Origin of the sequence: Demequina mangrovi, from assembly GCF_000759715.1 — a bacterium.
Classification (GTDB): domain Bacteria; phylum Actinomycetota; class Actinomycetes; order Actinomycetales; family Demequinaceae; genus Demequina; species Demequina mangrovi.
This window is the reverse complement of record NZ_BBLU01000003.1, coordinates 212645-236449: the sequence shown is the minus strand read 5'-3', so window position 1 is coordinate 236449 and position 23805 is coordinate 212645. Positions and strand designations below refer to the sequence as shown.

The 23805-nt window shown below is 71.7% G+C and carries 21 protein-coding genes; 10 read left to right on the top strand and 11 right to left on the bottom strand.

Translation table 11 applies throughout. The features are described from left to right. The first annotated feature begins 380 nt into the window (after positions 1-380). The 4 genes from TR42_RS04410 to TR42_RS04395 all read left to right on the top strand — a co-directional run bounded on the left by TR42_RS04410 (position 381) and on the right by TR42_RS04395 (position 6433). Entirely contained in the window at positions 381-3314 is a 2934-nt protein-coding gene (locus TR42_RS04410) for a ribonucleoside-diphosphate reductase subunit alpha (RefSeq protein ID WP_236623343.1), read from the top strand. 28 nt (positions 3315-3342) lie between these two features. Further along, positions 3343-4329 carry a ribonucleotide-diphosphate reductase subunit beta gene (locus tag TR42_RS04405; RefSeq protein WP_042213376.1) on the top strand — a complete coding sequence of 329 codons (987 nt, stop codon included), beginning with the start codon at positions 3343-3345 and terminating at the stop codon, positions 4327-4329. Positions 4330-4562: 233 nt separating this feature from the next. Continuing rightward, positions 4563-5759, top strand: coding sequence for a multidrug effflux MFS transporter (locus TR42_RS04400; protein WP_042213491.1), 1197 nt, complete (start codon positions 4563-4565; stop codon positions 5757-5759). Positions 5760-5824: 65 nt separating this feature from the next. After that, on the top strand, positions 5825-6433 hold the full coding sequence (locus tag TR42_RS04395; RefSeq protein ID WP_042213374.1) for a DJ-1/PfpI family protein: 609 nt from the start codon (positions 5825-5827) through the stop codon (positions 6431-6433). 31 nt (positions 6434-6464) lie between these two features. Here the strand turns inward: TR42_RS04395 and TR42_RS14110 are convergent, their stop codons facing one another. Continuing rightward, positions 6465-9644: a sigma-70 family RNA polymerase sigma factor gene (locus TR42_RS14110; RefSeq protein ID WP_052405576.1), complete on the bottom strand. Its 3180-nt coding sequence runs from the start codon at positions 9642-9644 to the stop codon at positions 6465-6467. A gap of 172 nt (positions 9645-9816) precedes the next feature. Between TR42_RS14110 and TR42_RS04380 the strand changes: the two genes are divergently transcribed. Together TR42_RS04380 and TR42_RS14105 are read left to right on the top strand one after the other, a co-directional pair. Beyond that, positions 9817-10578, top strand: a complete 762-nt coding sequence (locus tag TR42_RS04380; RefSeq protein ID WP_143058900.1) for a hypothetical protein — start codon at positions 9817-9819, stop codon at positions 10576-10578. Between the two features lie 158 nt (positions 10579-10736). Then, entirely contained in the window at positions 10737-11342 is a 606-nt protein-coding gene (locus TR42_RS14105; protein ID WP_052405575.1) for a TetR/AcrR family transcriptional regulator, read from the top strand. Positions 11343-11366: 24 nt separating this feature from the next. Here the strand turns inward: TR42_RS14105 and TR42_RS04370 are convergent, their stop codons facing one another. The 5 genes from TR42_RS04370 to TR42_RS04350 form a co-directional block, all read right to left on the bottom strand. Continuing rightward, a complete protein-coding gene (locus TR42_RS04370; protein ID WP_042213372.1) occupies positions 11367-11780 on the bottom strand; it encodes a heat shock protein transcriptional repressor HspR in 414 nt (137 codons plus the stop codon). Positions 11781-11835: 55 nt separating this feature from the next. Next, positions 11836-12804 carry a DnaJ C-terminal domain-containing protein gene (locus tag TR42_RS04365; protein WP_042213370.1) on the bottom strand — a complete coding sequence of 323 codons (969 nt, stop codon included), beginning with the start codon at positions 12802-12804 and terminating at the stop codon, positions 11836-11838. Between the two features lie 16 nt (positions 12805-12820). Then, positions 12821-13402, bottom strand: coding sequence for a nucleotide exchange factor GrpE (locus TR42_RS04360; protein ID WP_042213369.1), 582 nt, complete (start codon positions 13400-13402; stop codon positions 12821-12823). 70 nt (positions 13403-13472) lie between these two features. Beyond that, entirely contained in the window at positions 13473-15341 is a 1869-nt protein-coding gene (dnaK, locus tag TR42_RS04355; RefSeq protein WP_042213367.1) for a molecular chaperone DnaK, read from the bottom strand. Between the two features lie 207 nt (positions 15342-15548). Then, positions 15549-15953: a nuclear transport factor 2 family protein gene (locus tag TR42_RS04350; RefSeq protein ID WP_042213365.1), complete on the bottom strand. Its 405-nt coding sequence runs from the start codon at positions 15951-15953 to the stop codon at positions 15549-15551. A 96-nt stretch (positions 15954-16049) separates the two neighbouring features. Between TR42_RS04350 and TR42_RS04345 the strand changes: the two genes are divergently transcribed. Beyond that, positions 16050-16544 (top strand): rhodanese-like domain-containing protein, encoded by a 495-nt coding sequence (locus TR42_RS04345; protein ID WP_042213364.1) that lies wholly within the window; start codon positions 16050-16052, stop codon positions 16542-16544. 67 nt (positions 16545-16611) lie between these two features. Here TR42_RS04345 and TR42_RS04340 read toward each other — a convergent pair whose 3' ends face one another. Beyond that, a complete protein-coding gene (locus TR42_RS04340; protein WP_201770771.1) occupies positions 16612-17322 on the bottom strand; it encodes a GNAT family N-acetyltransferase in 711 nt (236 codons plus the stop codon). A 198-nt stretch (positions 17323-17520) separates the two neighbouring features. Between TR42_RS04340 and TR42_RS04335 the strand changes: the two genes are divergently transcribed. From TR42_RS04335 to cofC, 3 genes are read left to right on the top strand one after another with little or no spacing between them, the layout of a single operon-like run. Further along, positions 17521-18489 carry a TIGR03557 family F420-dependent LLM class oxidoreductase gene (locus TR42_RS04335; protein ID WP_042213483.1) on the top strand — a complete coding sequence of 323 codons (969 nt, stop codon included), beginning with the start codon at positions 17521-17523 and terminating at the stop codon, positions 18487-18489. Positions 18490-18504: 15 nt separating this feature from the next. Continuing rightward, positions 18505-19299 carry a coenzyme F420-0:L-glutamate ligase gene (locus tag TR42_RS04330; RefSeq protein WP_052405574.1) on the top strand — a complete coding sequence of 265 codons (795 nt, stop codon included), beginning with the start codon at positions 18505-18507 and terminating at the stop codon, positions 19297-19299. After that, positions 19296-19925 (top strand): 2-phospho-L-lactate guanylyltransferase, encoded by a 630-nt coding sequence (cofC, locus tag TR42_RS04325; protein WP_042213360.1) that lies wholly within the window; start codon positions 19296-19298, stop codon positions 19923-19925. Before TR42_RS04330 ends, cofC begins: the two co-directional genes overlap by 4 nt. Here the strand turns inward: cofC and cofD are convergent. The 4 genes from cofD to TR42_RS04305 are packed head-to-tail and all read right to left on the bottom strand — an operon-like array spanning position 19912 to position 23712. Then, a complete protein-coding gene (gene cofD, locus TR42_RS04320) occupies positions 19912-20886 on the bottom strand; it encodes a 2-phospho-L-lactate transferase (RefSeq protein WP_236623342.1) in 975 nt (324 codons plus the stop codon). The genes cofC and cofD overlap by 14 nt on opposite strands. Continuing rightward, positions 20883-21701 carry an ABC transporter ATP-binding protein gene (locus TR42_RS04315; protein WP_042213359.1) on the bottom strand — a complete coding sequence of 273 codons (819 nt, stop codon included), beginning with the start codon at positions 21699-21701 and terminating at the stop codon, positions 20883-20885. Before TR42_RS04315 ends, cofD begins: the two co-directional genes overlap by 4 nt. Beyond that, a complete protein-coding gene (locus TR42_RS04310; protein WP_042213356.1) occupies positions 21692-22729 on the bottom strand; it encodes an iron chelate uptake ABC transporter family permease subunit in 1038 nt (345 codons plus the stop codon). Before TR42_RS04310 ends, TR42_RS04315 begins: the two co-directional genes overlap by 10 nt. Continuing rightward, complete coding sequence (locus TR42_RS04305) at positions 22726-23712, bottom strand: putative F420-0 ABC transporter substrate-binding protein (RefSeq protein ID WP_042213355.1); 987 nt, start codon at positions 23710-23712, stop codon at positions 22726-22728. Before TR42_RS04305 ends, TR42_RS04310 begins: the two co-directional genes overlap by 4 nt. Positions 23713-23805 lie beyond the last annotated feature (93 nt).

Genomic DNA, 23805 nt, shown 5'->3' with positions numbered 1-23805 from the left:
GTGTCGCGGTGAGATCCGTCGGGACTGTCGGGGTGGGGGCGGAGCGGGCGTTGTCAGACCCCCGCGCGACACTGGAGACAGTCCCGCAAGGAGCGGCGGCGCAGTCTTCAACAGACCGGCCCCCGCAGTCCACGCGACACGCCGCCGCGTCCACAGCCTATGCACAGCGCTGTCCACAGAAACACAACATCTAGGGCTTCACTCGAAATTCGCCCCCATATCTTGTTGCGTCGGGTCGGGCTTCGGGTTAGGTTCGAAGAGCGCCTCGTGCTGACGACGCCGGTGGATCACCCCGGGATCCCGCCGCCGCTCGAGCGTCGTGTCACCACCATGCTGCGCTGCCTGGGGAGGGCTGCGCAGGGCATCTCGAGGGGAGCACCGTGACCATCACCGAGAACACCTCAGGCGTGACGACAGCGAGCGAGCCGGTCGCGCGCCCCGGCATCCACGTCACCAAGCGCGACGGCACCCGCGAGCCGTACAACGCGGATCGCATCAACAAGGCGGTCGAGCGCGCCGCCGCGGGCCTGCCGGATCAGATCTCGATGACCACCCAGATCGCGTCCGAGCTCGCGATCACGCTGTTCGACGGCATCACCACCGAGCAGCTGGACGAGGCCGCGATCGGCGTCGCGGTGCAGAACGTCAAGGACGACCCGCAGTTCGACATCGTGGCCGCGCGGCTGCTGCGCAAGGTCATCTACAAGCGCGTGCTCGGCGGCTACGACACCGAGCTCGAGCTCGCGCTGCTTCACCAGGCGCGCTTCCCCGGCTACGTGCGCGAGGCCGTCGAGGACGGGCTGCTCGACACGCGCCTCACCGAGCTGTTCGACCTCGACGCGCTCGCGGCCGCGCTCGACCACACGCGCGACGACCACCTCCGCTACATCGGCACCGTCACCATGCGGAACCGCTACATGATCACCGACCGCCACGGGAAGGCGCTCGAGGTCCCCCAGTACTTCTGGATGCGCGTCGCGATGGGCCTCGCGCTCAACGAGGCGGACCCGACCGCGATGGCGCTGCAGTTCTACGACAAGATCTCGACGCTCGACTACCTTCCCGCGGGCTCGACGCTGGTGAACGCCGGCACGTCCTACCCGCAGCTCTCCAACTGCTTCGTCATGCAGATGGAGGACGACATCGAGCACATCGCGAAGTCGGTGCGCGACGTCATGTGGCTCACCAAGGGCACCGGCGGCATCGGCCTGTCGGTGACCAAGCTGCGCTCCGAGGGCTCGCCGATCCGCTCGAACAACACCACTTCGACCGGACCGATCCCGTTCATGCACACCATCGACTCGACGCTGCGCGCGGTTTCGCGCGGCGGCAAGAAGTTCGGCGCGCTGTGCTTCTACATGGAGAACTGGCACCTCGACTTCCACCAGTTCCTCGACCTGCGCCAGAACTCCGGTGACCCGTACCGGCGCACGCGCACCGCCAACACCGCGGTGTGGATCTCGGACGAGTTCATGAAGCGCGTCGCCGCGGACGACGACTGGTACCTCTTCGACCCCGCCGAGACGCCGGACCTCGTCGAGCTCACCGGCTCGGCCTTCTCCGCGCGCTACGCCGAGTACGTCGCGCAGGCCGAGGCCGGGCGCATGCGCAGCTTCCGCAAGATGCGGGCGCGCGAGCAGTACAAGTCCATCCTCGTGATGCTCCAGACCACGTCGCACCCGTGGCTCACGTGGAAGGACACCATCAACAACCGCGCGCTCAACACCAACACGGGCACCATCCACCTGTCGAACCTCTGCACGGAGATCTGCCTCCCGCAGGACCGCGAGAACATCGCGGTCTGCAACCTGGCCTCGGTCAACCTGCCGGCGCACCTGGTCGACGGCGCGATCGACTGGGACCGCATGCGCGACTCGGTCCGCCTCGCGGTGCGCCAGCTCGACAACCTCGTGGACATCACGCTCTCCTCCGTGCCGGAGTCGGAGCATGCGAACAGCGAGAACCGCGCCATCGGCCTCGGGGTGATGGGCTTCACCGACATCACCGAGCAGCTGGGGCTCGCGTACGAGTCCGAGGAGTCCTACGCGCTCATCGATCAGATCGTCGAGTTCGTCTCCTTCCACGCGATCGACGCCTCGGCGGACCTCGCCCGCGAGCGGGGCGCCTACGCGAACTTCGAGGGATCGGGCTGGTCGCAGGGCAAGGTGCCCTTCGACACCATCGCCGAGACCGAGGCGGATCGCGGCGTGCCCATCACGGTCGACCGCACCACGCGCCAGGACTGGGGGACGCTGCGCGAGAAGGTCGCGGGCGGCATCCGCAACGCCACGCTCATGGCGGTCGCGCCCACCGCGTCGATCGGGCTGGTCGCGGGCGTGACCCCGGGCTTCGACCCGCAGTTCTCGCAGATCTTCTCCCGCGCCACGTCGTCGGGGAAGTTCCTCGAGGTCAACCGCAACCTGGTCAAGGACCTCCAGGCCGCCGGGTTGTGGGAGCAGGTCCGCGACCGCCTGCTCGAGGTGCAGGGCGACCTGTCCCAGATCGACGAGGTCCCCCAGCACCTCAAGGACGTCTACAAGACCTCGTTCCAGCTCTCGCCGTACGCCTTCATCGAGGTGGCGGCCCGCGCCCAGAAGTGGATCGACCAGGCCATCAGCCGGAACATCTACCTCGAGGACCGCGACGTGGAGAAGATGATGGATCTCTACGCCTCGGCATGGGAGCGTGGCGTCAAGACCACCTACTACCTCCACATGAAGCCGCGTCACACCGCCGAGCAGTCGACGGTCCGCGTCAACAAGACGGAGAAGATCAACGCGACGGGGAACGCCGCGGGACGGCCGTCGACGGGCGGCTCGTCCGGACCGGCGCGCAAGGGCTTCGGAGCGGCGCGGAAGGGCTTCGGCGCCGCCAAGGCGTCCGCGGCGACCCCGGCCGATGCGCCGGCTCAGGTGGCGGCGCCGATGGCGGCGGCAAGCGCGCCGACGGAGGCGACCGAGACTGCTGCGGTCCCGACGCCGACTCCCGCTCAGGCCGTGCCCGACGCCGCGCCTCAGGCTGTCGCACCCGCTGTTCCGGCACCCGCTGTTCCGGCACCTGCGGCGCCCGAACCCGCCGCCGAGCCCACGCCCGCCCGGCGCGGCTTCGGCGCCGTGGCCAGGCCGGAGCCGGCCGAGACCGCGCTCGCCCCCGCTCCGCAGGAGCGGCCCGAGGTGCCGCCCACCACGCTGCCCAAGGGCGTGCAGCTGCTCGACGTGGTCGAGAGCACCGGCGCGGACGGCACCGAGGTGGTCGACGGCGTCGCGTGCCCGGTCGACCCGATGGAGCGGCTGCAGTGCGAGTCGTGCCAGTGATCACGGACGTTCAGACAGGAGACGACTGATGGGAATTCTCGGTAGCGGTGTCCAGGACGGGCTGCTCCTCAAGCCGATCACGTACCCGTGGGCGATGGACCTCTACAACCAGGCCGTCGCGAACACGTGGTTCCCCAACGAGATCCAGCTGGGGGAGGACCTCGCGGACTTCAAGCGGATGACCGACGAGGAGAAGCACGCCATCACGTACCTGATGTCGTACTTCAACCCCAACGAGCTGCTGGTGAACAAGGCGCTCGCGTTCGGCGTCTACCCCTACATCAACGCCCCCGAGGGTCACCTCTACCTCGCGAAGCAGATGTGGGAGGAGGCCAACCACTGCATGTCCTTCGAGTACGTCCTCGAGACGTTCCCGATCGACCGCGACGCCGCGTACGGCTCCCACGTCTCGGTGCCCTCGATGGCAGCCAAGGAGGAGTTCGAGGTCCGCTTCATCAAGCGGATGACCGAGGAGACCCTCGACATCACCACGACCGAGGGCAAGAAGGACTTCATCCGCAACCTCGTCGCGTACAACATCATCCTCGAGGGCATCTGGTTCTACTCGGGCTTCATGGTCGCGCTGTCCTTCCGCCAGCGGAACCTGCTGCGGAACTTCGGCTCGCTCATGGACTGGATCATCCGCGACGAGTCGCTGCACCTGCAGTTCGGCATCAACCTCATCCTCACGGTCCTCGAGGAGAACGAGGACCTCCAGGACGAGGAGTTCGCGGAGGAGATCCGCCAGATGATCCTCGGCGCGGTCGCGATGGAGGAGCAGTACAACCGCGACCTGCTCCCCACCGGGATCCTGGGCCTCAACGCCGACTACGTGAACCAGTACGTCAAGTACCTCGCCGACCGGCGCCTCGAGGAGCTCGGCTTCGACGCGCACTACAACGTGTCCAACCCCGCCAAGTGGATGGCCACCGCCAACGACACCCTGCAGCTGGTCAACTTCTTCGAGGCGACCAACACCTCCTACGAGGTCAACGCGCAGGCGACCACAAACTAGCCGCATTTGAGGTAGACACCTGTCGAACTGCGGTTAGCATTGCAGTAGACGTACGAGACGCCCGGCGATGAGCGATCCGCTCATCACCGGGCGTCTCGGCGTGACGGCGCCCCCCGACCGCCGCCCCCTCACACATCTCCGCGCGCATCAGCGCGCCCTCGCAGAATGAAGGAACGCCCGTGAGCGCCGCCGTCCAGTCAGCCCCGCGCATCGTCGCCAGCCCCGGCCTTGCCATGCCGCGACGCCAGAAGCTGCTCTACGTCGTCGTGCTCGGCGCGCTCGTCGCGCTCGGCCCCTTCACCATCGACCTCTACCTGCCCGCGTTCCCCGAGGTCGCGGCGGACCTCGCCGCCTCGGACGCCGCGATCCAGCTCACGCTCACCGCGACCACCATCGGCTTCGCGCTCGGCCAGCTGGTCGTGGGTCCGCTCAGCGACTCGTTCGGGCGCAAGAAGCCGCTCATCCTCGCGACCGTCCTCCACATCGCGGCCTCGGCCTTCGTGGTGCTCGCCCCCACCGTGGAGTGGGTCATGGCCGGACGCGTGCTCCAGGGCATCGGCGCCGCCGGCGGCGGTGTGGTCGCCATGGCGATGGTGCGCGACCTGTTCGCCGGCCAGGCGCTCATCCGCATGCTCGCGCGCATGGCGCTCGTGGTCGGGCTCGCGCCCGTCGCCGCGCCGGTGATCGGCTCGCAGATGCTCACCTTCCTCGACTGGCGCGGGCTGTTCGTCGCGCTCGCGCTGTACGGCGTCGCCGTGGTGCTGGTGGTCGGCGGCGTCATCAAGGAGACGATGCCGGCCGAGCGCCGCGGTCGCGCCTCGCTCAGCGCGACCCGCGCCCGCTACGCCCACCTGCTCGGGGACGCCGCGTTCGTGGGCATCTCGCTGGTCGGCGCGTTCACCTTCGCCGCGCTGTTCTCGTACCTCTCCGCCTCCTCGTTCGTGCTCCAGGACGTCTTCGGGCTGAGCGCGCAGGAGTACGGCATCGTCTTCGCCACCAACTCGGTCGGCCTCGTCATCGCGAACCAGGCCTCCGCGCGCCTCATGCGGGTGTTCGCGCCGCGCGCGGTCGCGACCGTCGGCCTGGGCATCATGCTCACCGGAGCGCTGCTCATCGTGGGCGCCGACCTCATGGACATGGGCCTCGTCGGCGTGCTCCTGCCGCTGTTCTTCGTGGTGGGCTCGATCGGCATCATCGGCCCCGCGGTCCAGATCACGGCGCTCGCGGACCACGGCGCCGAGGCCGGCACCGCGGCCTCGATGCTCGGCGCGCTCAACTTCGGCGTCGCCGGCATCATCTCGCCGCTCGTCGGCGCGCTGGGCGTGTCCGTGATGACCATGGGCATCGTCATGGTCGGCTGCCTCATCGCCGCCAACGGCATCTTCTGGTTCGTGGTGCGTCCGCGGATCCAGACCACCGTCGTCGTCTGATCCGCGCGGAGGAATGATCGCCGCGCCGTCCATGCCTTCGGGCTCGCGGTCGCTACCGTGAGGACATGACGACGCGCGCGGTCATGCTGCTGTTCGACGGCTTCGACCTCATCGATGCCGGCGGCCCCTACGAGGTGCTGCTCACCGCGTCGCGCCTGCTCGAGCGCGACGGGCTCGAGCCCGAGTTCGAGGTGGTGCTCGCGACCCCGGGCGGGGGAGACGTGGCCGCGTACGGCGGCATGACGCTCACCCGTCTGGCCGACTCGGATGAGATCGCGGAGTGCGATCTGCTGCTCGTGCCGGGGACCATCGACGTCGCGTGCGCGCTGGGCGACACGCTGCTCATGCAGACCGTCGAGCGTCTCGCCGCCGCCTCGTCCATGACCGCGTCGGTGTGCACCGGCGCGTTCCTGCTCGCGCGCGCCGGACTGCTGGGTGAGAGGCCGTCGACGACGCATTGGGAGGACCTATCCGACCTCGCGGCGTGCGGCGAGGTGCAGGAGGTCGTGGGTGGCGTGCGCTGGGTCGACGCGGGAAGCATCCTCACCAGCGGCGGCCTGACCTCAGGCATGCACCTCGCGCTGCATCTGGTCGCTCGGCTGTCCTCGGAGGACCTCGCGCTGCGGACGGCCCGTCAGCTCGACATGGACTGGAGCCCCGACCCCGCGCGTTGACGGGCGCGAGCCCGCGGCGTCGCGCCGTGGCTCAGGAGGCCGGAGCGGCCTCGGTCTGGGAGCCGACCTCGGGCGTGAGGGTGACGACGAGGCGGCTCAGCAGGAACCGGTCCTCGTAGCCGCTGTACACCCGAAGGCGGTGGATGCCGGCGTCGACCGAGGTCGGCTTGAACGGCTTGGCGTCGACGCCGAGCGAGTTGGCGAAGGCCGAGCCGACCGCGGTCGAGTCCGCCGCGTTGCCCGGGTTGCCGCCCACGAGGTTCTTGCCGTTCCAGCCCCACGGCGTGAGGGTGCGCCCGTCGATCGAGACGCGGTTGTCGTGCTTGCCGCGGTCGCCCTCGAAGGCCACCATCGCGACGTCCACGCCGGCGTCGCCGGCGGTCGCGAAGGGGATCTCCGTGGTGGACCCGTAGACCCACTCGGTACCGTCGAGCGTGACGACGGTCGCCCGCGCGTAGTCGGGACGCTCGTACACGACCGTGATCGCGTAGCCGCCGTAGTAGTTGGGCAGCAGCGCGCGGAAGGTGCTCGGCAGCGCGACGTCGGCGAGCGCGTACGCGCCGAACCCGGACTCGGCCACCAGCGCCGTGATGTCCGCGGTCGCGACGTACGAGAGGTCGGAGCCGGCCCAACCTGTGTCGACCACGTCAGCGGTCACCGGCACGTACGTGCCGTCGGGCCCACGGAGGCGGGCCGCGCCGGTGTCGCCGGTCCAGGAGTCGAAGGCGCTGCGGCTCGCGGACCACGTGAGCGTCGCGGAGACGATGGTCGCGCCCTCGGCGTCGTCCGGCTCGACGAGCGTCTCGGCGGAGCTGTGCTCTCCGTCGGCGAGGTTGAGCGGACGCATCGCCTGCGCGTTGTTGTCGTACTTGTCCTCGGCGTTCGACCCGTTGAAGGCCATGATCTTCGCGCAGTCGCGATCCTCGAGGTCGCAGCCGAGCAGCGTCGCCCCGAACACTCCTGCACGCACGTGGCCGGAGGTCGCGTGCACCGCGTCGAGAGCGGTGACGGTCGCGGACAGGCCCGTGCGGACCCGGTAGCTCACCGAGTCCTCGCCGGAGGCCGCGCTGAACTCGGTCCACGCGTCGGAGCCGAGGTCGAGGTCCGCCGCGGGCGTCGCGAGGTCGAGCGCCAGCGTGGTGTCCGCACCGGTGCCGAGGCTGTCGAGCTCGCAGTCGGCCGCGGTGCGGTCGTCGGAGAGCTCGCACACCCAGTCGCCCGCCGTGACCGTCGAGGTCGCGGCGAACACGAGGTAGTCGTCCAGGACGCTGAACGCCATCAGCCCGGTGCCGCCGGCGCCGCCGGACGCGGGCGCGAAGGTGAGGCCGTCGGGGAGGACGATGCGCGCGGTGACGTCGTCTGCCGCGTCAGGGCCGTTGTTCGCGAGCGACATCGAGATCGCGGGCGAGACGCGTGACACCGTGAGGTACTCGAGGGCCTGGGTCGCGAGCCGCAGGGCGGTCGCCGGCGTGACGTCGCCGGGATCGGTCGCGTCACCCGGGTCGGTCGTGTCACCGGGGTCCGTGGTGTCGCCCGGGTCCGTCGTGTCACCGGGGTCCGTGGTGTCGCCCGGGTCCGTCGTGTCACCGGGGTCCGTGGTGTCGCCCGGATCGGTCGTGTCACCGGGGTCCGTGGTGTCACCCGGATCGGTCGTGTCGCCCGGATCGGTCGTGTCACCGGGGTCCGTGGTGTCACCCGGATCGGTCGTGTCGCCCGGGTCCGTCGTGTCGCCCGGATCGGTCGAGTCGCCGGGGTCGGTCGTGCCGCCGCCCGTGCCCGTCGAACCGCCCGTCCCGGTCGAACCGGTGCCCGTCGAGCCGGTGCCGGTGGATCCGGTCCCGGTCGAGCCGTCCGTCCCCGAGCCGCCCGACGCATCGTCGGCACCCGTGGCCGTGCCGCTCTCGTCGGTGCCCGTGCCGGTCGATCCGGCGACGACATCCGTACCTGCGACCGCAGCATCCGCGACGAGCGGCGGGTCGACCACGAGCGGGTCGTCTCCCGTGCCGGGCTCGTCGGCCTCGGGCGTCTGGTCCTCCGCACCGACGCTGGGGTCGGCGCTCGGCTCCGCACCGGGCGAGGCGTCACCGCCGGACGCCGCATCGTCCCCGGTGGTGCTCTCGACCGTGGGCGCGGGTTCGGCGACCGGGCTGCCCGAGTCGGCCTCGCCGATGATCCCCAGCACGCTCGCGCCCGTCATGACCAGCGAGACGACGCCGAGCGTCGCGGCTGCGGGCAGCGCGACCGCAGCGATGCCGTTCGCGATCGCGGCGACGCCGGTCGCGGCGGCGACTCCTGAGGTGCCTCCGGCGGCGCCGCCGCCCGCCGCGGTGCCCGCGGCCCCGGCAGCGGAGCCCGAGCCGGACGAGGCGGCCAGCGCGCCCTCGCCGAGGGCCCCGCCCACGGGAAGGCCGCCCTCGAGCGCCTTCGCGCCGAGCAGGCCCAGGAACAGCGGGCCGATGACCGCGCGCAGGCCGCGGTTGACGTCCTCGAGCTCCGCGACCAGCGCGGAGCACTTCTCGCAGCGCTGCACGTGCTCGTCGACGCGCGAGTGCTCGCGCTTGCTGAGACCGCCGCGCACGTACGACCCGAGCTGCGCGTTCGCCTCGAGGCAGTCGACGGTGTCGGCCGCGCCGAGGTGCTGCTGGAGGTAGGCCTGACGCAGCGCCTCGCGTGCACGGTAGGCGAGCGCGGCGACGCCGTTCGCGGACAGGCCCAGCAGGGGCGCGATCTCGCGGGGGCTCTTCTTCTCGACCTCGGTGTACCAGAGCACGGCGCGCCAGCGCTCGGGGAGCGAGCGGAAGGCATCGGCCACCATCGACTGCTCGAACGTCTCGAGCGTGGGCTCGTCCGAGCCGGCCTGGTAGCCGATCGCGGACTCGAAGGGCGACATGTCGTCGCGGGGGCGCGCGCGGTTGGACTTCTCGATGATGTCGAGGCCGGTGCGGCGCACGATGGTGAAGAGGTACGCGCGGAAGGCGAGGTCGGGGCCGTCGCCCTGCTGCAGCGCACGCAGGATCCGGGAGAAAGCCTCGGAGACCACGTCATCGGCGTCGGCCGCGCTGTTGGTGTACTGCACGGCGACCTTGCGGGCCGCGTCGGAGTGGCGCTCGTAGAGCACGCCGAAGGCCGCCGGGTCGCCTGCGCGAACCCCGGCGATCAGCTCTGGATCGCTGGATGTCTCGGTCCAGAGCGACAGTGCCTCGTGGGACATGCCCTGCGCTCCCCAAGCCGGTTGAGTACCCGCATTCTTCCGTTACGTTCCCCGGGGGACAAGGCAGGTGAGGGGTATGTCACACCCACTTCTCACGTATGTCCGGAAAGTTTCTCAAGAAATCGCGTCATAGCCGTGGGTCAACCCCCTCTCACATGTCATGACGAGCGAGGTGAACATCCCAGACGCGGCGCCGGAGTTCGCGCTGCTGCGCCGCTGGGAGGCCGCGAGCCTGGGCACGGTGTGGCGCCGGCCCGGCGACTGGTTCACCCCTGCCGCCGAGGCGCTCGCCGAGGCGCTCGAGGGCAGGCTCGACACCGCGCCCGCCGCGTACCGCCTGGGGTTTGCCCGCGCCGAGTCCGGCGTCGGCATCACCGAGGCGATCGACGACATGGCCGTGCTGTTCCGCTCCGCGGGCTACGAGGCGGCGCCCATCCGTTCCATCCGCTCGCTGTGCGAGGGCTGGACCGAGGGCGATGCCGCGCAGCGCGTGGGCCCCGCGATGAACGACCCGGAGTCGGGCCTGGGGACCCACGAGTACCTGGTCGCGCGTCTCGCCGAGCTCTACGGCACGGCGGAGCGTGCAGGCGGCGCCGTGAGCGAGGGCCACGCGCTGGTGCTCGTGGACGTCGCGGCCGCCAACACCGACCCGTGGCAGCGCATGGCGCGCAACGCCGCGATCGGGCAGTCGCTCCGTGACGCCTACGGCAAGGGCCACCCGATGGCACGCCTGGGCGACGGGCTCTACGCGGTGCTCGTCGAGCGCGGTCCTGAGATGGGCCGCGGCGTCGCCGATCTCCGCGATCGAATCTCCCGGCGCGCGACTCAGATGCGCGTGGGCAACCTCATGAGGCAGCCCCCGCGCGTGTGGATCGAGTCGCTCCCGGACGTCCACGACTACGCCGTGGACCTGTTGGACTCCCTGCAACGCTGAGGGGCGGCATGGGGCCGGTACCGAGCTGAGGGCGGTACCGGCCCCATGTGGGGGGGGCCGATGAGGCGATGTGGGAAGTCCCACATCCCACCGGCCCGCGTACATTCCGGAACCCGAGGGGGGTCCCGGAATGTACGCGGTTCACCTATCATTTACGCATGATCGATAACCCTGTCTCGGACCTCCGCACGCGCCTCCTTGAGAGCGCTCTCAGCATCGTGTCCGAGAAGGGCGCGGGCGCGCTCACCGTGCGTGCCGTCGCGAAGGCCGCCGGCTGCTCGACCATGGGCGTCTACACCCACTTCTCGGGCAAGTCGGGCCTCATCGACGCGATCGTCGACAGCGGACTCGACGACCTCGGGCGTCAGCTCGCGCGTGCCTGGGAGCGTGCCGAGGCGGGCCGCGACGGTCTGGTGGCGGTCGCCGAGGCGTACCGCGACTGGGGCCTCGCGTCGCCCACGCAGTTCCAGACGATGTTCGCCCCCTCGATCGCCGGCTACGAGCCGTCGGACAGCACCGTCGAGCGCCTGTGGGAGACGTTCTACGCGCACCGCGCGCGCGTGGCCTCGGTCCTCGACAGCGCGGACTCCGACCCGGCCGCGTGGCACCAGACCGCGATGGCGATGTGGTCCTGCGTCCACGGCCACGTGTGCATCGAGCAGCTGCGCCGCACCCACGCGACCTCGGAGATCGCCGCGGGTCCGTCGCTGGATCTCGGCGCGCTGATCGATTCGCAGATCGCCGCCGCGGCCGTCGCCGCCTGATCAGACGCGACGCGCGAGCGTCGCTCAGTCGGCCTGCGCGGTCCAGACGACGACCGCGCGGCCCTCGTCGCGTCGACCGCGGCGCCCGCGCTCGACGATGACCACGTTGCCCGTGGGGCCCGTGGTGAACACGCGCGAGCCGGTGTCGGCCCGCGGGCGCAGGCGCTCGACCTCGCGCTCCAGGCGCTGCACCTCGTGAGCGAGGTGCAGGATGCGCTTGATGCCGGCGAGGTTGATGCCCTCCTCCTGGCTCATGCGTTGGACTTCGCGGAGCGTGGCGACGTCGCGCAGCGAGTAGCGGCGCCCGCCGCCGGGCCGGCGGCGAGGCACCACGAGGCCGAGCCGGTCGTACTGGCGCAGGGTCTGCGCGTGCATGCCCGCGAGCTCCGCGGCGGCGGAGATGAGGAACACGGGCTCGTCCACATCGGGCTGCTCCATGGTCCACCTCCTTCCGGCCCACGCTAGCGGGCGTGCATCGTCCCTGGTGGGACCCCTACCGCGAGGAGTCCTTGTAGAGCGTCGCGCGCGGGTCCTCCTGGGGGAGGGCGTCGACGAGCGCCTCGAGCGCCTTCTTCGCATCGCGGGAAAGCTTCTGGGGCACCTGGACCTCGATGGTGACGAGCAGGTCGCCCGTGCCCTTGCGCGAGCTCAGGCCCCTGCCCTTGACGCGCAGCGTGGTGCCGGACTGGGTGCCGCCGGGCACCTTGACCTTGACGCGGTCGCCCGTGAGCGTGGGCACCTCGACGTGCGCGCCCAGCGCGGCCTCGTCGAAGCGCACCGGGACGCGGACCTTGAGGTTGAGCCCGTCCGCGGTGAACACCGGGTGCTTCTGCACGTGCACGGTGAGCAGGAGGTCGCCGGGAGCGCCGCCGTTGGTGCCGGGGCGGCCCTTGCCCGCGACCTTGATCCGCTGGCCGTCGCGCACGCCGACCGGGAGACGGGTGGAGACCCGACCGTTGGTGGTCGACAGCGCGACGGTGGCGCCCTCCGCGGCCTGGCGGAAGGACACCTCGACGGCGGCGGCCAGATCGCCGCCCTTCTGCGGGCCCCGCTGGAAGCCGCCGCCCCCGAACATCCCGTTGAGGATGTCCTCGAAGCCGCCGCCCCCGCCGCCCGACGTCTGGAATCGGGTGCCGCCGCCCGCGCCGCCGCCGAACATCCCGCCGAGGATGTCCTCGAAGCCGCCCGCGCCGCCGCCGGGTCCGCCGGCCTGGAAGCGCGCGCCGCCGCCCATGGCGCGGATCGCGTCGTACTGCTTGCGGTCCTCGCCCGAGGAGAGCACGGCGTAGGCCTCGCCCACGTCCTTGAAGCGCTGCTCCGCGGCGGCGTCACCCGGGTTGCGGTCGGGGTGAAGGTCGCGCGCGAGCTTGCGGTACGCCTTCTTGATGTCCTCGCCGCTCGCGTCCTTGGAGACGCCGAGCGTCGCGTAGAAGTCCTTGTTGAACCAGTCCTGGCTGGCCATGGCGCCTCCCTCCGTCCTACTCGGGCTGCGCGACGATGACGCGCGCCGGGCGGAGGACCTTCTCGCCCATGCGGTGGCCCGGCTGGGCGACGTGCTGAACGGTGGGCTCGGAGACCTCGGAGCTGGGCTGCGACATGAGCGCCTCGTGCAGCTGCGGGTCGAAGACGTCGCCGGCGGCGCCGTAGGACGTCCACCCGAGGCCGCCGAGGGCGCCCTCGAGCTTCGCTGCGATCGCGGCGAACGGGCCGTCCTCGAGGTCGCCGTGCTCGCGCGCCGCGGCGATGTCGTCGAGCGTCGGGATGAGCGCCTCGACCGCCTTCGCGGTGGCGTTGACGCCGATGAGCTCGCGGTCGCGGTCGACGCGCTTGCGGTAGTTCTGGTACTCCGCCTGGAGGCGCTGCAGGTCCGCGAGGTGCTCGGCGGCCTTCGTGTAGGCCGCGTTGAGCGCGTCGTCCGCACCGGCCTCGTCGGCGGCGAGGTCGTCGACGCCGTCCTTGTCCTCGTCGAGGAAGGTGGCGGCGGCCTCGTTCACGATGCGCTCGGCCTGAGCCTCCGCATCGTCCTGGGGCTCGGGGGTGCCGTTGGGGTTCTCGGTCATGTCTGCCTCCACAGGGGAGACGGCGGGCGGCGGTGCGGAGTTCCCGCGCCGCACACCCGCCGTCGTGCCGTTACTTCTGCTCGTCCTCGTCGTCGACGATCTCCGCGTCGACGATGTCGTCGTCCTGCGGGGCCCCGCCGGCGGTCTGCGCCGCGGAGTCCTCGTCGACGTTGACGCCCTCGGCCTGCTGGGCCGCGTAGACGGCCTCGCCGATCTTCTGCGCCTTCTCGACGAGCACGTCGTGCTTCGCCTTGACCTCGTCGGTGTCCTCGCCCTCGAGCGCCGTCTTGACGTCGGCGATCGCGGTCTTGACCTCGTCGGCGACCTCGGCGGGGACCTTGTCCTCGTTCTCGGACAGGATCTTCTCGGTCGAGTACGCGAAGGTCTCGGCGTTGTTGCGGATCTCCGCGGCCTCGCGGCGCTTCTTGTCCTCCTCCGCGTGCTCCTCGGCGTCCTTGACCATGCGGTCGATGTCCTCCTTGGAGAGGGCCGAGCCGCCGGACACGGTGATGGACTGCTCCTTGCCGGTGCCGCGGTCCTTCGCGTGGACGTGGACGATGCCGTTCGCGTCGATGTCGAAGGTGACCTCGATCTGCGGCACGCCGCGCGGGGCCGGCGCGATGCCGCCCAGCTCGAAGGTGCCGAGCATCTTGTTGTCACGGGCGAACTGGCGCTCGCCCTGGTAGACCTGGATCAGCACGGAGGGCTGGTTGTCCTCGGCGGTCGAGAAGACCTCGGAGGACTTGGTCGGGATCGCGGTGTTGCGCTCGATCAGGGTGGTCATGACGCCGCCCTTGGTCTCGATGCCGAGGCTCAGCGGCGTGACGTCGATGAGCAGGACATCCTTGCGCTCGCCCTTGATGACGCCCGCCTGGAGCGTCGCGCCCACGGCGACGACCTCGTCCGGGTTGACGCCCTTGTTGGGCTCCTTGCCGCCGGTGAGCTCCTTGACGACCTCGGACACCGCGGGCATGCGGGTCGAGCCGCCGACCAGCAGCACGTGGTCGATCTCGCTCAGCTTGATGCCGGCGTCCTTGATGACCTGGTGGAACGGCGCCTTGGTGCGCTCGAGCAGGTCCTGCGTCATCTGCTGGAACTGCGCGCGGGTGAGGCGCGTGTCGAGGTGCACGGGGCCGTTCTCGCCGATCGAGAGGTACTGCAGCGAGATCTGGGTCTGCTGCGCGGAGCTCAGCTCCTTCTTCGCCTGCTCGGCGGCCTCGCGGAGGCGCTGGAGCGCGGACTTGTCCTTGGCGAGGTCCACGCCCTCGGTGTTCTTGACCTCCTTGACCAGGTGGTCGACGATGCGCTGGTCCCAGTCGTCGCCGCCGAGGCGGTTGTCGCCCGCGGTGGCCTTCACCTGGATGGTCGAGAAGTCGTCCTCGTCCTTGCCCACCTCGAGGAGGGACACGTCGAACGTGCCGCCACCGAGGTCGAAGACGAGGATGTGCTCGTCCTCCTTGCCCTTGTCGAGGCCGTACGCGAGGGCCGCGGCGGTGGGCTCGTTGACGATGCGCAGGACGTTGAGGCCCGAGATCTCGCCGGCCTCCTTGGTGGCCTGGCGCTCGTGGTCGTTGAAGTAGGCGGGGACGGTGATGACGGCGTCGGTCACCTTCTCGCCCAGGTACTCCTCGGCGTCGCGCTTGAGCTTGCCCAGGATGCGGGCCGAGATCTCCTGCGGCGTGTACTTCTTGTCGTCGATCTCCGTGGTCCAGTCCGTGCCCATGTGACGCTTGACCGACGCGATGGTGCGGTCGACGTTGGTGACGGCCTGGCGCTTCGCGATCTCGCCGACGAGGACCTCGCCGGTCTTCGAGAACGCGACCACCGACGGGGTGGTGCGAGCGCCCTCGGCGTTCGCGATGACGGTGGGCTCGCCACCCTCGAGGACCGACACCACGGAGTTGGTGGTGCCGAGGTCGATGCCTACTGCACGTGCCATGTCTGTTCTTCCTCCAGTCGCGGCGTTCGCCGCGTGATCTCTCTCGCTCGGGACTTGAGCGACTGAGACTCAACTTATGTCGGCGGCCTGGGGGTGTCAAGTCGGCGCGGGCAAAGTTGAGCGAACTCTGCTCAACTTCTCAGACTCGCCGATTCCCCATGGAGGATGTGGCAGGTGGGACGCGTGGGTCGCGCGGCCGCCGCCCGGTCATCGTCCTTGATCTCCGGGCCACGGCTCCACGAGGTGCGCGCGGGCGCTCGGGGCGTCGTAGTCCTCGGGCCAGTACTCCCGCAGCTCGGTGATGAGCCCGTCGCGGACTGTGAAGCGGCTGAGGGCGCGCGCCGTGACCGTGCCGTCGCTCACGAGGGTGTCGGTCGCGACGTGCGACTCGTCCGCGACGACGGACTGGACGGTGAAGGTCCATGGGCCATGCGCGGGATACTCCGTATTCACCTGTCCGAAGGCGCGGGATCCGCGGATCAGCTCGCGCGACTGCGGCCATATGCAGACGAAGTCGGGGCTCAGCACCTCGCCGACGGAGGCGAAGTCGTTGCTGCGCATCAGCTCCCAGAAGCGCGCGACGATCGCGCGGGCCGTGGGTGAGGAGTCCATGGATCGAGACTAGGCAGCGGCACCGACAGCACGCCCGCGCAGCGCGGTGCCGCGGTGCTCTCGACTGGCACCGCGCCTCGTCCCTAGTCTCGCCTCATGGAGACCACCCCGGAGCTCGCCGCCCACCTCGCCGCCGCCCGCGCGCACTTCGCGGGCCGCCTGGCCTTCGAGACCGACGTCTCGGACGCGCACGCCGCGCTCGAGGCAGGCGAGCCGGGCGTGGTCCTCATCGACACCCGCAACCGTGAGGCCTGGGATCAGGGTCACGCGCGCGGCGCGATCCACCTGCCCAAGCCCGACATGCCCGCCCGCATCCCCGCGGAGTTCGCGCCCGGCACCCGCTTCATCGTTTACTGCTGGGGCCCCGGCTGCAACGGCGCGACCCGCGCGGGGCTCATCATCTCCGAGCTCGGCTACGAGGTGAAGGAGATGATCGGCGGCTTCGAGTACTGGGCGCGCGAGGGCTTCCCGGTGGACAAGGTCGTGCGGGACGATGCCGGGAACGAGTCCGTCGAGGACGGGACCTACCCCGTGGATCCGCTCACGTCGCCGCTGCCCGTGGCCGGCAACCGCATCGTCTGCGACTGCTGACCCGCCGGGGTGCGGTTCGCCCCTGCCACACCTGTCACTCTTGTCATTGGCAATCGCGGGGCGCGCGTCAGTGAAGCGACAGCGGCGTGGCCTCCACTCCGGGCGCCTGAACCAGCTGCACCACGTTGTCGCGGGTGCGGTGCGTGAAGCCCAGGTGCTCGTAGAGGCGGATCGCGGCGGCGTTCCCGGCGCCGGTGTGGAGGAACGGCTGCCTCCCGGCCTCGCGGATGCCGTGCGCGACCACCTCCATGAGCCGCGTCGCGAGCCCGCGGCCCCGGTGGCTGTCGCGCGTGCAGACCGCGCTGATCTCCGTCCAGGACGGCGTGACCAGGCGCTCCCCGGCGAGCGCGACCAGCCGCTCGCCCTCCCGGATCCCGTAGTACGCGCCGGTGCGGTACGTCTCGGTCGCGAAGGGTCCGGGCTCGGTCTCGGTCACGATGTCGAGCATGGCCTGCGCATCGTCCGCCGCGAGCCGCTCGATCCCGTCGTGGAGCCGTCCGAAGTCCTCCGGGGCCGCCATCTGCGCGACCGCGAAAGTTTCAACCTCGGCCCACTCCGGCGGCACCTCGCGGGGTGCGCCGAACAGCACGAGCGTGTCCGTGCCCGCGATCTCGGCGAGATCCGCCCAGTCCTGGGCTGTCGCGTCGGGCGGGACCGCGGCGAACGGGCCGATGGTGGTCGGCAGCCGCGCGGCGCGGCCCTGCGTCACCGCGAGCCGCCGCTGCGGGCCGTTCAGCGCGTACCAGACGGGATGATCCAGCTCGAAGACCTCGTTCACATGGGTCAGAGTAGATCCGGAGGATCGTGCGGCATACCCCGTCCGCGGGCTTCGCACCGATCGTGCTCCGTGGACAGGGACGGACCCGGGGAGCGGGACGGTGCGCGCGTTACGCCTGCGAAATGTTCATGTGAATAACATCTGCGCACCCGGAGCGAGGAGGAAGCAGTGGGCGACTTGACGGTGGGCTACGCGGCGATGCTCGAGCAGTTCGCGCCCATGGAGGCGGTCGAGCTCAGCGCGTACGCGGAGTCGAAGGGTTTCAGCGGCGTCATGGCCGCCGACCACTTCCAGCCGTGGGTGCCCCAGCAGGGCCAGTCGGCCTTCGTGTGGAACGTGCTCACCGCCCTCGGCGAGCGCACCACGGGCGACATGGGCCCCGGCGTGACCGCGCCGACCTTCCGCTGGCACCCCGCGATGGTCGCGCAGGCGTCCGCGACGCTCGCCGCGATGTACCCGGGCCGCCACTGGCTGGGCCTGGGCAGCGGGGAGGCGCTCAACGAGCACATCGTCGGGCAGTACTGGCCCGAGGTACCCGAGCGCATCGACCGCATGTTCGAGGCCATCGAGATCATCCGCAAGCTCTTCGCGGCCGGCGACAAGAAGGACGTCAAGCACAGCGGGCGCTACTACAAGCTCGAGTCGACACGGCTTTGGACCATGCCCGAGGTGCCGCCCGAGATCCTCATCGCGACGGCCGGCCCCATCACCGCGAAGAAGGCGGGCGCCGTCGCCGACGGCCTCATCACCGTGGGCGCCCCGCTCGAGAAGATCGAGGGGCTGTTCGCGCGCTTCGACGCCGGCATGCGGGAGTCCGGCCGCGACCCCGAGAAGGCCCCGAAGGTGCTGCAGCTCCACATGTCCTGGGCGCCCACGTACGAGGAGGCCCTCGAGAACGCCCTCACCGAGTGGCCCAACGGCGGCATGAAGTTCCCCAAGGGCGACATCCGCTCGCCCCACGAGCTCGCGCAGATGGCGAAGCTGGTCCGCGCCGAGGACTTCGAGGGCCGCATGGTCATCAGCGAGGACCCCGACGTGCACCGGGCCTACATCCAGCGCTTCGTCGACCTCGGCTTCGACCGCATCTACCTCCACAACGTGGGACGCAACCAGCGCGAGTGGATCGACGTCTTCTCGCGCGACGTCCTCCCGGCGCTGGCGAGGTAGCGGACGATGCGCGGGATGAGCGTGTGGGCCGTCGACGGGATCGGCGAGGTGGGCCCGGGCGACGACCTGGTCGCGCTGATCTCCGAGGCGCTCGAGCGCTCCGGCGACGTCCTGGTCGACGGCGACGTCCTCGTGGTCGCCAGCAAGATCGTCTCCAAGGCCGAGGGACGGCTGGTCGCGGCGGAGAACCGCGAGCAGGCGATCACCGAGGAGGCGCGACGGGTGGTCGCGAGCCGCCCGCGCGCCGACGGCGGGGTCACGCGCATCGTCGAGACGCGGCACGGGTTCGTCATGGCGGCGGCCGGGGTCGACGCCTCGAACGTCCCCGAGGGGCACGTGCTGCTCCTCCCCGTCGACCCCGACGCCTCGGCCGCGGCGCTCGCGCGCGGGCTCCGCGAGCGGACCGGGGTGCGGCTCGGCGTGGTGGTGACGGACACCTTCGGGCGCCCGTGGCGCAGCGCGCAGACGGACCTCGCGATCGGCGCCGCGTACGTCAAGGCGGTCGACGACCACCGCGGGGACGTCGACGCGCATGGCCGGGAGCTCACCGTGTCGGTCACGGCGCTGGTCGATGAGATCGCGTCCGCAGCCGACCTGGTGAAGAGCAAGGTCGGCGGCACGCCCGTCGCCGTGGTCCGCGGGCTCGACGTCCTGCTCGACGAGCCCGGTCCCGGCGTGGCCTCGCTGGTGCGCTGCGCGGAGAGCGACATGTTCCGGCTCGGCTCGGACGAGGCCTTCGAGGAGGGCCACGCCGCGGGCATGCGCATGGCCGACCTGCTCGCGGACGATGCGCGGGAGACCAGGCGATGACCGGCTGGACCGTCATCGTGCCCGTCAAGGGCGGAGCCCGCGCGAAGTCGCGCCTGCCCGACACCGTGCGCGGCGCGCCCCGCGCGGCGCTCGCGATCGCGTTCGGCGCGGACACCCTCGCGTCGGTGGTCGCCGCGCCGGGGGTCGACCGCGTGCTCGTGGTGCCGGGCGTCTCCGACCTCGGCCCCGAGCACCTCGGACGCTCCGCCTCGGAGGTGCAGGTGATCCGTCAGCCCGCCGGGACGGGACTCAACCGTGCGGTCGCGCACGCTGCGGCGCTGGTGACCGGTCCGGTCGCGGTGGTGCTCGGCGACCTGCCGTCGCTGCGTCCCGAGGACCTCGGCGAGGTGCTCGAGGAGGCCGCGCTCCACTCGCGCGGCGTGGTGGGCGACGCCGAGGGCGAGGGCAGCACCGTCCTCACCGCGTCGGTGGGACGCCTCCCGGCGAGCTTCGGCCCGTCGTCGCTCAAGCGCCACCTGCGCGCGGGCTGCGCGGACCTCGACGCCTCGATCCGTGTGCGCGCCGACGTCGACACGGAGGCCGACGTCGAGCGGGCGCTGACCCTGGGCGTGGGCCCGCACACCGCCGCCGCGCTGGGAGTCATGTCCGCCGTCAGCTCCGTGTGAGCGCCAGCTCCACGGCGGCGCCCGCGATCGCCGCGGTCGCGCCGAGATCGGACATCCACAGCGGCCGGGCGAGCGCGTCGATGCCCGCCGCCTGGACCTCCGGCACCGCGGCGGCGTCGGCATCGTCGACGAGCCAGCCGTCGAGCAGCCCGAAGCGCGCGCGGTAGTCGAGCGCGACCCCGGCGGCCGTCGCGGGGACCCCGAGCGTCGCGAGGCATGTCTCCGCCATCCCGCGCACGGCCGCGCCGCCGATGATCGGCGAGACGCCCACGAGGCGGGCAGGGGTCGCACGGAGCGCGTCGGCGATGCCCGGCACGCCCAGGATGGTCCCGACGGACACCACGGGGTTCGAGGGCGGCAGCAGGATCGCGTCGGCCGCCCCGATCGCCTCGAGGACGCCGGGCGCCGGGGTCGCATCGTCCACGCCGACCTGCACGAAGCGCCGGGCGGGCTCGGCGGCGCGCGTGCGCACCCACCACTCCTCGAAGTGCACCGTCTCGCCCGAGGCGAGCTCGACGTGGGTCTCGACGGGCTGGTCGCTCATGGGCAGCAGCGCCACGGGGAGGTCCCAGCGCGCGCACAGCCGCGCGGTCGCCGCGGACAGCGGCAGCCCGGACGCGAGCAGCGAGGTCCGCGCGAGGTGCGTCGCGATGTCGCGGTCGCCGAGCGTGAACCACTCCCAGCCGACGCCGTAGGGGCGTAGCTCCTCGGCGACGGTGAAGCGCTCGTCGGCGCGTCCCCAGCCCTGGTCCTCGTGGATCGCGCCGCCGAGCGTGTACATCACCGTGTCCATGTCGGGGCAGATCTGGAGGCCGTGGAGACGCATGTCGTCGCCGGTGTTCGCGATCACGGTGACCTCGAGCGCCGTGCCGGAGGCCTCGCCCCACGCGAGCAGCCCGCGCAGGAAGCGCGCGCCTCCCACGCCCCCGGACAGGGCGACGATGCGCAGCGGGACGGTCATGGTGCCTCCTTCGGCGGGACGGTGGTGTCGATCGCGCCGGGTGTGTCGATCGCGCTGTCGAGCGCGATCACGGGGCGGCCGTCCTCGGGGTGGGTGAGCACGGTCGCGCGCACGCCGTAGACGGAGGCGATCACCTCGGGGGTGAGCACCTCGGCGGGCGCGCCTTGCGCGGCCACGCGGCCGCGGTCGAGCAGGACGATGCGGGTGCACAGCCGCGCGGCGTGGTCGAGGTCGTGCAGCGCCGCGATCGCGGTGATCCCGAGGTCCGCGACGAAGCGCAGCGTGTCGAGCTGGGCGCGCACGTCGAGGTGGTTGGTGGGCTCGTCGAGCAGCAGCAGGCGCGGACGCTGCGCGAGCGCACGAGCGAGCGAGACGCGCTGCCGCTCGCCGCCGGAGAGCTCGGTCCATGGACGCTCGGCCAGCTCCTCCGCGCCCACCGTCGCGAGGGCCTCGCGGGCGAGCGCGGCGTCGCGCGGGGAGCCGCCCCGGTCGAAGCGGCCGCGGTGCGGCAGCAGGCCCAGCGCGACGATGTCCGCGGCGCGCAGCGGGATGTCCCGGTCGGGCTGCTGCTCCATGAGGGCGACCCGGCGGGCGGCCTCGCGCCGCGGCAGCCGGTGCGCATCGTCGCCGTCGAGCAGCACGCGGCCCGAGGCGGGCGCGAGCATCCCCGCGATCGCGCCGAGCAGCGTGGTCTTGCCCGCGCCGTTGGGGCCCAGCAGGCCCACGATCTCCCCGGGCGCCGCCGCGAACGAGACGTCGGAGAGCACCTCGCGGTGCCCGCGCGCCACGCTCAGCGCCTCGACCCTCACCTCCATGCGGTCCCCCTCGCATGGCGCAGCACCACCACGAAGACCGGCACGCCGACCAGCGCGGTGACGATGCCGACCGGGATCTCGCGCGGGTCGAGCACGGTGCGGGCGAGCGTGTCAGCCCACAGCAGGAACAGCGCGCCGCCGATCGCGGCGGCGGGCAGCACGTGCCGGTGCAGGCCACCCACGAGCCCGCGGACCAGGTGCGGGATGATGAGTCCCACGAAGCCGATCGCGCCGCTGGTCGACACCATCGCTCCCGTGAGGAGCGCCACCGCGACGAAGAGCGTGAGCCGGATCCCGCGCGTCGAGATCCCGAGCGCCTCCGCGGCGGCGTCGCCCAGCGCGAGGGCGTCGAGCGGGGCCGCGTGGAGACGCAGCAACGGGTACACGAGCGCGAGGGCGATCGCGGCGATCGCGACCGTGGTCCATGTCGACCCCGCGAGCGAGCCGAGCAGCCACGACAGCACCTGCCGGTACGCGTCGCCCTTCGCGGTGACGACGATGACCAGGGACGTGCAGGCCGCGAGCAGCTGGGACACCGCGATGCCGGCGAGCACCACGATGGTCGGGCTGAGGCTCCCCGCGAGGCGCGCGATCCCGAGCGCCGCGCCGAGCGCGAGGAGCGCCCCCAGGAAGGCCGCGAGCGGCAGCGCGAAGGACAGCGCGAGAGCGGACCCGATCCCGAGCAGCAGCACGCCGACCGCCCCGAGCGACGCGCCCGAGGACAGCCCCAGCAGGTACGGGTCCGCGAGCGGGTTGCGGGTGAGCCCCTGCATCACCACACCGGACGCGGCGAGCCCCGCGCCCACCAGCGCCGCCGTGAGGACCCGCGGCGCGCGGATCGACCACACGATCGCGTCCTCGGTGCCGGCCGTCGCGCTCCCCGTGAGGTGGCTCCCGAGGATCCGCCAGACCTCCCCGACGCTGAGCCCGGCCACGCCGATGGTGACCGCGACCGCGAGCGACGCGACCAGCACCCCCGCGAGCACGGCGGTGAGGACGCGGGCGCGTCGGTCCGGGCCGGCGGTCATGACGGTTCCGGCACCGCCGTCTCGAGCTGCGCGACGAGCGACGCGACGGTCTCGACGTTGCGCACCCCGGCCTCGCCGCCGGCGAAGGGCACGACGAGGTAGGCGCCGTCGCGAACCGCGCTGAGCGCGGCGGTGGCGGGGTTGTCCTCGAGCATCGTGATCTTGTCCTCGGCGGTGTTCCACGAGGCGTCGACCAGCACGATCACGTCCGGGTCCGCCTCGACCACGGCCTCCCAGGTCACGGCGCTCCACGTGTCGTGCACGTCGGCGAACACGTTGGCGAGGCCCGCGGCGTCCATCATCATCTGCGGCGCGCCGATGCCCGCTCCTACGTACGGCGAGTCCGTGCCGGAGCTGTACCAGAGCGCGGTGAGCCCGCGCTCGTCGGCCTCGACGTCCGCGAGGTCCTCCTGCAGACGCGCGACCAGCTCCGCGGCGGCCTCGGTCGCGCCGAACACCTCTCCCGCCTCCTCGATCTGCTGCCACAGCAGGTCGAAGGTCATCGGATCGGGCTGGTAGCCGGGCTCCTTGCAGGCCGACGGCGCGACGTAGGTGAGGATCCCGCGCGCGACCAGGTCCTCGCGCTCCCCGACCCCGTCCGCCGCGAAGTTGGACTCCCAGCCCGCGACCACGGCGTCGGGCTCGAGGGCGAGCGTCGCCTCCTGGCCGGGCAGGAAGTCGGAGAGCGCCGGGACATCGGAGTCGAGCGGCGTGTACGGCGGCTCGAGGGGGCCGTCGAGGAAGGCCGCGCCGACGATGCGGTCGGTCAGCCCGAGCTCGATGAGCAGCTCGGTAGTGGTCGACTTCACGGTGACGATGCGCTCGGGTGTGCCGGCGGTCTCGACCAGGAACCCGCAGTTGTCGACCGCGACCGTGGAGACGGTAGGCGCCGGGGTCGGGAGCGGGAGCGTGTCGGACTGCGCGCACGCGGCGAGCCCGAGCACGCTCGCGAGGACGGCGGCCTTGGCGGCGAGCGCGGTCATGGAACCTCCGGAGGCAGGGGCCGGCGAGACGTGCGGTCCGGCGCGCCGGCGGCCGTCGGGGACGGCGCCCCGGGGCGTGGATGCAGGCTAGTC

Coding starts and splice junctions, on each gene's coding strand:
- TR42_RS04350 (WP_042213365.1), bottom strand. CDS start 15,953: ATGGACTCCTCACCCACGGCCCGCGCGATCGTCGCGCGCTTCTGGGAG.
- cofC (WP_042213360.1), top strand. CDS start 19,296: ATGACCGGCTGGACCGTCATCGTGCCCGTCAAGGGCGGAGCCCGCGCG.
- TR42_RS14110 (WP_052405576.1), bottom strand. CDS start 9,644: ATGTCCCACGAGGCACTGTCGCTCTGGACCGAGACATCCAGCGATCCA.
- TR42_RS04365 (WP_042213370.1), bottom strand. CDS start 12,804: ATGGCCAGCCAGGACTGGTTCAACAAGGACTTCTACGCGACGCTCGGC.
- TR42_RS04360 (WP_042213369.1), bottom strand. CDS start 13,402: ATGACCGAGAACCCCAACGGCACCCCCGAGCCCCAGGACGATGCGGAG.
- TR42_RS04405 (WP_042213376.1), top strand. CDS start 3,343: ATGGGAATTCTCGGTAGCGGTGTCCAGGACGGGCTGCTCCTCAAGCCG.
- TR42_RS04305 (WP_042213355.1), bottom strand. CDS start 23,712: ATGACCGCGCTCGCCGCCAAGGCCGCCGTCCTCGCGAGCGTGCTCGGG.
- TR42_RS04315 (WP_042213359.1), bottom strand. CDS start 21,701: ATGGAGGTGAGGGTCGAGGCGCTGAGCGTGGCGCGCGGGCACCGCGAG.
- TR42_RS04400 (WP_042213491.1), top strand. CDS start 4,563: ATGCCGCGACGCCAGAAGCTGCTCTACGTCGTCGTGCTCGGCGCGCTC.
- TR42_RS14105 (WP_052405575.1), top strand. CDS start 10,737: ATGATCGATAACCCTGTCTCGGACCTCCGCACGCGCCTCCTTGAGAGC.
- TR42_RS04330 (WP_052405574.1), top strand. CDS start 18,505: ATGAGCGTGTGGGCCGTCGACGGGATCGGCGAGGTGGGCCCGGGCGAC.
- TR42_RS04335 (WP_042213483.1), top strand. CDS start 17,521: ATGCTCGAGCAGTTCGCGCCCATGGAGGCGGTCGAGCTCAGCGCGTAC.
- TR42_RS04345 (WP_042213364.1), top strand. CDS start 16,050: ATGGAGACCACCCCGGAGCTCGCCGCCCACCTCGCCGCCGCCCGCGCG.
- cofD (WP_236623342.1), bottom strand. CDS start 20,886: ATGACCGTCCCGCTGCGCATCGTCGCCCTGTCCGGGGGCGTGGGAGGC.
- TR42_RS04395 (WP_042213374.1), top strand. CDS start 5,825: ATGACGACGCGCGCGGTCATGCTGCTGTTCGACGGCTTCGACCTCATC.
- TR42_RS04370 (WP_042213372.1), bottom strand. CDS start 11,780: ATGGAGCAGCCCGATGTGGACGAGCCCGTGTTCCTCATCTCCGCCGCC.
- TR42_RS04310 (WP_042213356.1), bottom strand. CDS start 22,729: ATGACCGCCGGCCCGGACCGACGCGCCCGCGTCCTCACCGCCGTGCTC.
- dnaK (WP_042213367.1), bottom strand. CDS start 15,341: ATGGCACGTGCAGTAGGCATCGACCTCGGCACCACCAACTCCGTGGTG.